The sequence below is a fragment of the Megasphaera sp. NM10 genome (genome assembly GCF_000417505.1).
Taxonomy (GTDB): Bacteria; Bacillota; Negativicutes; order Veillonellales; family Megasphaeraceae; genus Megasphaera; species Megasphaera intestinihominis.
The window spans coordinates 1-8,534 of sequence record NZ_APHY01000064.1 but is presented as its reverse complement, the minus strand read 5'-3'; the positions used below and the strand labels follow the sequence as shown (position 1 = coordinate 8,534).

The following is an 8,534-nucleotide window of genomic DNA, read 5'->3' as shown; positions in this document are numbered from 1 at the left end:
DCAGCGTCAACTCTAGCTTCCGCAAGGTGACCAAGAAAGGCGCTTTCCCCAACGAGGATGCAGTCTTCAAGATTTTCTACCTACGCATCCAAGAGCTCTATAAAAAATGGAAGGGTCGTCACGTCGCAAACTGGGCGATGGTCCGGAACCAGCTGCTCATGGACGACAGGATGTCTCAGCTTATGCAGCAATACGATGTTGCTTATTGAATCGATTTACACAAAACTCTTGACACACCCCTTATTTTTCTTATTCACTCTTATCAATAAATCAGTCATAAGTCCACAATAATATTGCCTCGATGGAGTCATAAAATGAGCAATATCCGTTACCTTATGATAATTTTTATTTGACCACTTTCTGGTGCCATCTGTACAAAAAGATTTGGGGATTTCTGCAAAGGAAACACCACGAGTATTCTTAAATTGTTCTCCATATACATCAAAAATAGTAGGTTCATATGGCCTAATCAATAACCGATATACAAAAGAATGAAATGTGCAAATCGTCGTTTTAGCTGGGATACTTCCAAATGATTTTGTCAATTCTTTTGTTATATTATAAATATTTTCATGGGTAAAAGCTAAAATCAAATTTTTCTTATCTGGATTTATATTATGGCAAATATGGTATGTCTTCCCTGCACCTGCAACAGCTAAAATCACTCGCTTACCCATTGAATTGCCTCCTTAACATAATCAGGCATTTTAAGGTTATTTTTTCTGATTAAATTTTTGTTCAATATTTCAAATGCAAAATCGGCTTTGTGGTTTAACATATATCCTATGTAAGGTCCATAATCTTCGCCATTGTACTTATACGCAGCTTCCTTTTGAAACGATGATTCAATAAATTCTTTTAGTATTGCTTCATTAGAATGATATAAACAAACTTCCCACGTCCATTGATTCGCATCTTGAGCCATAAATATACGAAATTTTTCTTTTTGTTCTTTATATGCACTATTCAAAGCAGCCGCGGATTGGATTTGTCCATTTTCATTTTTATCATTATCAGTAAGTACAGCAATACGTTTATCAGTATGTTCAGCTATCTGCAAATACTTTTTGTAAGAAATGCCATTACATGAAATAATAGTAACTTGATCGTTAAAAATAGTTTTTCCCGTCTCTTGTTCATAAAACTCTGGAACTAAAAGGAATTCAGTAGGCCCTTCAACTAAAATAACTTTTTTAGAAAGCAACAACTGCAAAAAATTATTATTGACAGCCTTAGTAAAAAATGTTGCCACCTCAGGGGCAACATTTTGTAAAGAGTGCGCTTGCCCCTCTGTAATCCAAAAAACATTTCTTAAATCCAAACGACTAGCAATCATGCTGCTATGAGTTGCTATAAAAAGTTGTGATGATTCATTTCGTTGTGAAACAATAGAAATCATTTTTTGCATATTCGTAAAAGACAAATGATTTTCAGGCTCTTCCATCAAAACTACATTGAACTCATCTTCACGATTTAATGCGATTTCTGTCTTTATTAAACTTTCCATACCACTGCCATGATTTTCTAATGAAACACCCTGAGCAAAAATAGATAAAATATTTTCGAGAATAACCTTTTTGCTATCAATGCCAAATACCCTATCATTTTCTAATTGGACAGAATCAATTTTTCCAAAATCGATTTTTAAAGAATTACGAAATCGATTTTTTATCTCTAGTTTCTGAGAATCGCTAAAAGAGTTTTCAAATACATTTCTCGTATAATAATTAAAGCTAGAGTATCTCCCTTGTTCTGATGTATTTAAAAATAAAAACGTTAAAGGCTTCTTTAATAAATTATACGGCATACCAGAAAATGTATTCCACCGTAACATATAGTATTCATAAGGTATCTCACTGTTTTCCTTTAATCCCGCAATGTCGCATCCTAGTTCCTCGTCAAATTCACAAGTAAAGGAAATTCCATACTTTGCAGTTCTGTTTAAATTATGCTCGCCCCAAAAATATTCCGCATTTTTCCCGCTAGGATTTAATTCGAGCTCTAATTCTATATAAATTTTCGGCAAGTTCTCTATACTAGGATTTTCTTTAAAAGATTTTATCAGGTCAACATTGAATAAATCTTCAAGAACAGCCTTGTCTGCATATCGATAATCTTGATTCAAAACGAGCTTAATGGCATTAAGAACAGTACTTTTCCCTACTTCATTTTCACCAACAAAAATATTCATCTGATTGTTGAATTCCATATCAAATTCTCTGAATTTTTTAAATCCTTTAATAAAAATAGATTTAATATAGCTTTGCTCTGACATATTATCAATCCTCAATTCTAATATTCAATAGTGAATTTGTTTATGATATGATGTAGTAAACAAGACAGTCTCCTTTAATCCGTACCACATAAAATCAGACATTGATGACCATGCTAGCTCATACTAATAGTTTGATTACTATAACGATAAACCAGTAATTTTCATGCTCTCGCTAGATTAATCCCATCGCAATTCATTAAGTAAAAATATTTTAGCACTCTAGTTTTTACCCGAACAAATATTCCAATTTTAATATATCATATTGACGGTAATTTCGCAAGATATTCAATGACCTTCCACAATGTCCCGAAATTTGAAAAAGCCACGAACCTAGAAAGTTCATGGCTTTTATCGCATTATGTATACTGATTCAGATAAGTCCGAAAAGCATCTTTTATTTCAGGGCGCCGCAAGGCATATTCTACCGTTGCTTTTAGGTAATCCAATTTATTGCCGATGTCGTAGCGTTTTCCTTTGATTTCGCACGTGTAGACGGCTTGGCGGCTGGCCATAAGTTTTAGGGCATCAGATAATTTGATTTTCCCTTTTTTATTAGGTTGGACACGGCGCAGTATTTCAAAGATGTCCGGTGTCAGGATATAGCGTCCCAGCATGGCTGATTTTCCCTCGGTTTCATGACCGACTGCTTTTTCTGCACCGAGGAAACAGGAAATTCCTTCTTCTTCCGTAGCGACGCTTTGAATGATATTCCGCGGGACGACCTGCGCTTCCTTCAATGTCTGGCATCCCACCATAGTGGCACCGCATTTATTATACGTTCGCATCAGCTGGTGTATGGCGGGTTCCGGCTCATGATAGATGATATCATCGCCGAGGAGTACGGCAAAGGGTTCGTTATCGATGAAGGATTCAGCACAAAGGATAGCATCCCCCACGCCACGTATATGTTTCTGGCGAATGTAATGAATATTTATCTTGGAGATTTCCTGTACCATGTCCAGCATCTCCACTTTCCCATGCTGGCGCAGATGATATTCTAAATCTACATTGGTGTCGAAATGGTCCTCGATAGCCCGTTTCCCATGACCAGTGATGATCAAAATTTCTTCGATGCCACTTTGAATGGCTTCTTCTACGACATACTGGATGACAGGCTTATCTACAATGGGAATCATCTCTTTAGGGATTGATTTAGTCGCCGGCAAAAAGCGCGTTCCATAACCGGCCGCGGGGATAACGGTTTTACGAATGGGCTTCATATTTTTTCACCATCTCCAGGGCACTGGCAATAACGTCATCCATATCATAGTACTTGTATTCCGCTAAGCGGCCACCAAAGATGACGTTTTTTTTCTTTCGCCGCTAAGGCTGCATACTGTTCATATAAATGCTGATTCCGTTCATTATTGACCGGATAATAGGCTTCTTCGCCAGGATGCCAATCTGCCGGGTATTCTTTCGTAACATAAGTAACAGGCTGTTCGCCGAATTCAAAATGCTTATGTTCGATGCTGCGCGTATAGGGCGTTTCCCGATCCGTATAGTTCATAACAGCTACGCCTTGATAATTTTCTTCTTCCATCCGTTCCGTTTCAAAACGAAGGCCGCGGTATTCCAGGCGTCCCAGTTTATAGTCGAAGTATTCATCAATAGGACCGGTATAGACTACGGTCTTTGCCACCCCTTCATATTCATGGCGAACCTGATTATAATCGACGCCAGTCCGCACTTCGATGCCTTCGAGCAGGGCGTTGATCAATACATTATAGCCGCCGATGGGAATGCCCTGATAACGGTCATTAAAATAATTATTATCAAACGTATAGCGTACAGGCAGGCGCTTGATGATGAAAGCCGGAAGTTCCGTGCAGCTCCGTCCCCACTGTTTTTCCGTATACCCTTTAATCAGCTTCGTATAGATGTCCGTACCAATAAGGGAAATGGCCTGTTCTTCCAAATTCTTAGGTTCCGTAATCCCCGCTTCCTGACGCTGCTGGGCAATCTTGGCAGCCGCCTGCTTCGGCGTGACGACACCCCACATCTTAGTAAAGGTATTCATATTAAAAGGCAGGTTGTACAATTCACCTTTATAATTCGCTACCGGCGAATTGACATAACTATTGAATTCCACAAATTGGTTCACATAGTCCCAAACTTCCTTATTTGAAGTATGGAAAATATGAGCTCCATATTTATGAATCCGGATGCCTTCCTTTTCTTCGCAATACACATTGCCACCCACATGATCACGCCGTTCCAGAACCAGACAAGACTTACCAGCCTTCGTCATTTTGTGGGCAAAAACAGAACCGAACAGGCCACTGCCAACAATTAGATAATCGTACATCACATTAACGGCCCCCTTAAAACCATAATTAATTAAAATAGTTTATCTTTGCGCCTTGTTACATTTCATTAAATTGTTTTGCTATAATAACATTTATATCTTTTTAGACAAATAAATATATTACGTGACTACACTTTGGAGTATAATAAATCTGCTACAACACATTATCCCAAAAGAGTTACATGATACACTCATTATACCTTGGAAATTTAACAATTAGTAGTCTTTTTATTTTTCCCGAATCATTGCAAACGTATTTTTTACCTGGCTACGATGAGCCACTACAAAAACTAAATAGGCACCAGCATAGATGATCATGCAAAAAATATTATCCAAGAACCAGCCGCTGGCAGTGAAAACGCCACACATAACAAGATCGATAAGAATATCTTTACGTAGGTTCATTTGTAAAAGGTAATTAATGAAACCTTCTGCCAAGCAACATTGAAAAGCATAGATTCCAACAATAGAAAGCACCGTTAGATGCAGATTATGGAAAACCTGCACAGTGATAAATGTCACTATCAGAGAAACTAGGACACTCACCACGTTAATTTTCAGCATTAATGCTTCTTGACGCATGCTTTTCAGATAAGTATTAATCAAAAGGCTTAATTTGCTATCAAAGACGCAAACAGGAAATAACACGCTCATATAGATTAGACTGTCAGCATATTGGGGCAACCACCACGCTAAAATACATTTCAATGGATAATAACCAATTAATGCAGCAAATAAAACTACATCTAGACTCAAGCGAATTGTTCGGTACACTGCAGCTCGTTTGTCTTCATCCATCCGCTTGATAATAGGAAAAAAGACTACACTTACAGAAGTAATAAAGACCATCAGGAAATTAGAAATACCCAGTGTCAGCGATACCCGGCCAAAAGTCGCAACATCCCAGCCCATAGAAATCCCATAACGGACAATGCCGATAATAAGCATTCCGGCAATATTCGCTAACATCAGCTTACTGCCTACAGTAAGGTTTTCCTTCGCTTCCCGAAAAATCTTTCCAATAGGGTAAAATTGAGGCCGCAATAAACTCCGGCAAAGGTAAATGCCAATCAATGTCAAGCTAATCATAGAAAACAGCTTAGCATAGTACATATAACGGAATTCATTATGATACAAGACCAGCAAGAAAAAAAACAACGCCTAAGAAAAACACAATTCGTTCCGTTAAGAGAAACTTGGCGTAATCCTTGATGCGGTTCGTAATCTGCATAACAAAATTACATAGATTCGTAAAATTCACGAAAGGCGCCAGCCATACAGCACAATCCAAAGCTATCCGTTTCACAGAATCATCAACAAATACCTGACTCCCTATCGTAACTGCAATAGCCAAGAAGATCTGTAGCGCCGTGACTCCGTAGAACTGCCCGGCAAAAGTCTTCTGGTCCAATTCTTCGAACCGTTTCCCGGCATAGCGCAGATAAATTCCGTCTTCCCAACCAAAGTGCAAAAAACCAAGATAAGAAAAATAGAATAAGAAAAGCTGCCAAAGGCCATAATCATCAATGCTAAGGAACTTGGGGACAAATGCTATCATAAATACGGAGATACCCAAAGAAACCAGATTCGCACTGAAAGAATAGGCTATATTTTTAAGAGTTTCGATGAAATTCATACTTCATTTTCCTCTCAGTGTTTAACTAACTGCTTCTTTGCATTCCACGCCATTACAACAACCACACCAATTAGTGCACCAAGTATAAAGCCAATAATTGCATATTTTTTCTCAATGTTTTCTTTACTGACCACTTTATCTTCATTTATATTCTGAATTTCTTTCACTGTATTCAAACTGGTATCTTTTGTAACCAAAGTTGACGTCTTCGAAAAATAATTTTCGTATAAATCCATTAAGGCTATGCTGTTTTCTTTAATATACTGCGAATCTTTGGCATCTTGTTTAGTAAACTGAATAATCAACTCATAGAGACCCGGCCCCATATTCTGGACCCGGAAATGTTCTCCCAACCATTTCACTTTTTGAGAATCAGATGCCGTGTTCCAGTTTGCATTCATTTTGCTTATATCAAAATTTTCTTCAATCTGAGAGTCCAATTCAGTAAGATTTGACCAAGCTTTCATTAAATTAGTCATATCAATTTCAGTACTAGTCTGATTGGCTATAAAAATTGGCACCGTATTAAAACGTACAACGCGTATATAGGTCATGTCACCTGTTTGCGGAACAACAGTATGTATTTGGCTTTTTTCAAAATACATGCCACCAGCGCACACAATAGCACAAATCAAGATAACATACCATTTTTTAATGATAGATTGAAAATTCATTTAGCCTTACTCCTCCGCTCGTTTAAAAATTCAAAAAATTTATACAGAATTAAAAGACCAACTATAAAACTAATTTTACTAGTAGCCAATATTTCATTAAAAAATCGTTCTTCCCTTCCTATAAGGAAAATGGGATAAGCGATTGAAGCATAAATTAAAATCATCCAATTCTTTAACCCATAATGATAGAGTTGTCGATAAAGAAAAGTATAGAAAAAGCCCATTAAAAACATAATAAGTGCACAACCAAAGTAGCCGAAATCATTGATATAACGATAAAAAGCTGTATAAACATTGGTTGTTACAGGTCCAAAAGCAGTAAATAATGTAATATACTGGAAAAATTGTGGTACATTAAACCCATGGGCATGTAAAAATCCATAAATGGGGGTTAAAGTCTTGGCCCCAATGTAGGGGGTATCAGGAATCGTCATTTCATTGATATAAACATCAAATGCTGATATATTAGTACCAGCATAATGGACTAACACTTTTAAGAAATTGGCATCAGCCCCAATTTTTCCATTAACGATGCCAATACCAAGAAAACAGATTAAAAAGGTAATGACCGCAATGCTAATAATCATGAGTTCTTTCCCAAATGAATTATGGCTATCTGCCCTTCGATGCACCAAGAAAAAACTAATTAGGCTAAACATAATTAAGTACATAAATGGTTGCCGGCCACCAGTCAAAACTACGAATGGAAAATACATTATTACAAAACAGCCCCATTTTAAAAGTTCCTTATATTGATGTGCCCTTAAATTAATCCATACTGCTAAAACAGAGAGATAAGCCATTCCTGTAGCAAAACGCAGTCGGTACTCATTCCAACGATTTAACTCGATTTTTTGATGTGATATGCCGTCAATCACAGGTCCCAGCATTTTGGTAAATTCTTCCTCTTGCGTAACTTGACTTGCGATAGCCAGAAAATCCATATAATTGAGATAAAGAAAGTACAGCAAAAGCACTATAAAAAAAGTCCATAATGGCCAATTAATAAAAAAGCCCTGAATACTTTTACTGCTTTCATTCATAATATACTTATCTGTATTGATACTAAATTCTGCCATGATACTCCCAAGAAAAAATAAAAAGGACATCCCCATAATAATCAATGCTGAGTTAAAATGCATCGGCAAGTCCCATGTTCTGGTATACAATGCAGCTAATGTACAACATCCAGTTAAACAAATACTATAAATAAATGAAGGATTCAAGACATCAAACTTGCTTTTAACAAAAGAAATTATTGAAAGCAACAATAGAACGGCAGTTAAAACATAAATAAAGCTATCTGTAGCCCCAAATGATGGTTGAAAAAAAGTAAATTCAATACTCATTTCTTGGTTATATTTCTCCTCTTATCATAAATTATAATTCCACGCGTTCCTTACGCGATTAGTACAGATTCTCTTTCATATATACATTACTTAAACCTGCTTAGTCTGATTTATAGATATGGGAGTGTAAAATAGTTTGTGTAAATCGGTATTGCATGAATCTACTTTATGCCCCATACTGGGGTAAACAAAGATAAGGACGGTAACAGAATGGCAAAGTGTAAAACTCCACCAACTACCCCAGGCGAGCAGATTGCTCAGCAAATCCTCAMYRACTACGAACATCAAGAGC

General features: G+C 37.0%; 7 protein-coding genes and 2 pseudogenes. 1 reads left to right on the top strand and 8 read right to left on the bottom strand.

Translation table 11 applies throughout. The features are described from left to right. Window positions 1–209: pseudogene (locus tag NM10_RS09935) on the top strand (IS256 family transposase); the annotation flags it as partial. A 6-nt stretch (window positions 210–215) separates the two neighbouring features. Here the strand turns inward: NM10_RS09935 and NM10_RS09930 are convergent. From NM10_RS09930 to NM10_RS09900, 8 genes and pseudogenes are all read right to left on the bottom strand, one after another. After that, window positions 216–677, bottom strand: a complete 462-nt coding sequence (locus NM10_RS09930) for a UvrD-helicase domain-containing protein (protein ID WP_020311445.1) — start codon at window positions 675–677, stop codon at window positions 216–218. Next, the gene (locus NM10_RS09925) at window positions 662–2,275 is read right to left on the bottom strand and encodes an ATP-dependent nuclease (protein ID WP_020311444.1); all 1,614 of its coding nucleotides are present in this window, start codon (window positions 2,273–2,275) and stop codon (window positions 662–664) included. Before NM10_RS09925 ends, NM10_RS09930 begins: the two co-directional genes overlap by 16 nt. A 356-nt stretch (window positions 2,276–2,631) precedes the next feature. Further along, on the bottom strand, window positions 2,632–3,495 hold the full coding sequence (locus NM10_RS09920) for a UTP--glucose-1-phosphate uridylyltransferase (RefSeq protein WP_020311443.1): 864 nt from the start codon (window positions 3,493–3,495) through the stop codon (window positions 2,632–2,634). Then, window positions 3,479–4,583: pseudogene (gene glf / locus NM10_RS09915) on the bottom strand (UDP-galactopyranose mutase). Before glf ends, NM10_RS09920 begins: the two are co-directional and overlap by 17 nt. A 228-nt stretch (window positions 4,584–4,811) precedes the next feature. Next, window positions 4,812–5,696, bottom strand: coding sequence for a hypothetical protein (locus tag NM10_RS14215; RefSeq protein ID WP_204365357.1), 885 nt, complete (start codon window positions 5,694–5,696; stop codon window positions 4,812–4,814). Between the two features lie 13 nt (window positions 5,697–5,709). Further along, a complete protein-coding gene (locus NM10_RS14210; RefSeq protein WP_204365356.1) occupies window positions 5,710–6,219 on the bottom strand; it encodes a hypothetical protein in 510 nt (169 codons plus the stop codon). A 14-nt stretch (window positions 6,220–6,233) separates the two neighbouring features. Next, window positions 6,234–6,893 (bottom strand): hypothetical protein, encoded by a 660-nt coding sequence (locus NM10_RS09905; protein WP_020311441.1) that lies wholly within the window; start codon window positions 6,891–6,893, stop codon window positions 6,234–6,236. Continuing rightward, the gene (locus tag NM10_RS09900; RefSeq protein WP_020311440.1) at window positions 6,890–8,242 is read right to left on the bottom strand and encodes an O-antigen polymerase; all 1,353 of its coding nucleotides are present in this window, start codon (window positions 8,240–8,242) and stop codon (window positions 6,890–6,892) included. Before NM10_RS09900 ends, NM10_RS09905 begins: the two co-directional genes overlap by 4 nt. Between the last annotated feature and the right edge of the window lie 292 nt (window positions 8,243–8,534).

What these genes read in the sequence shown, in the direction of transcription:
- NM10_RS09930 (WP_020311445.1), bottom strand. Translation starts at nt 677, where the DNA reads ATGGGTAAGCGAGTGATTTTAGCTGTTGCAGGTGCAGGGAAGACATAC.
- NM10_RS09925 (WP_020311444.1), bottom strand. Translation starts at nt 2,275, where the DNA reads ATGTCAGAGCAAAGCTATATTAAATCTATTTTTATTAAAGGATTTAAA.
- NM10_RS09920 (WP_020311443.1), bottom strand. Translation starts at nt 3,495, where the DNA reads ATGAAGCCCATTCGTAAAACCGTTATCCCCGCGGCCGGTTATGGAACG.
- NM10_RS14215 (WP_204365357.1), bottom strand. Translation starts at nt 5,696, where the DNA reads ATGTACTATGCTAAGCTGTTTTCTATGATTAGCTTGACATTGATTGGC.
- NM10_RS14210 (WP_204365356.1), bottom strand. Translation starts at nt 6,219, where the DNA reads ATGAATTTCATCGAAACTCTTAAAAATATAGCCTATTCTTTCAGTGCG.
- NM10_RS09905 (WP_020311441.1), bottom strand. Translation starts at nt 6,893, where the DNA reads ATGAATTTTCAATCTATCATTAAAAAATGGTATGTTATCTTGATTTGT.
- NM10_RS09900 (WP_020311440.1), bottom strand. Translation starts at nt 8,242, where the DNA reads ATGAGTATTGAATTTACTTTTTTTCAACCATCATTTGGGGCTACAGAT.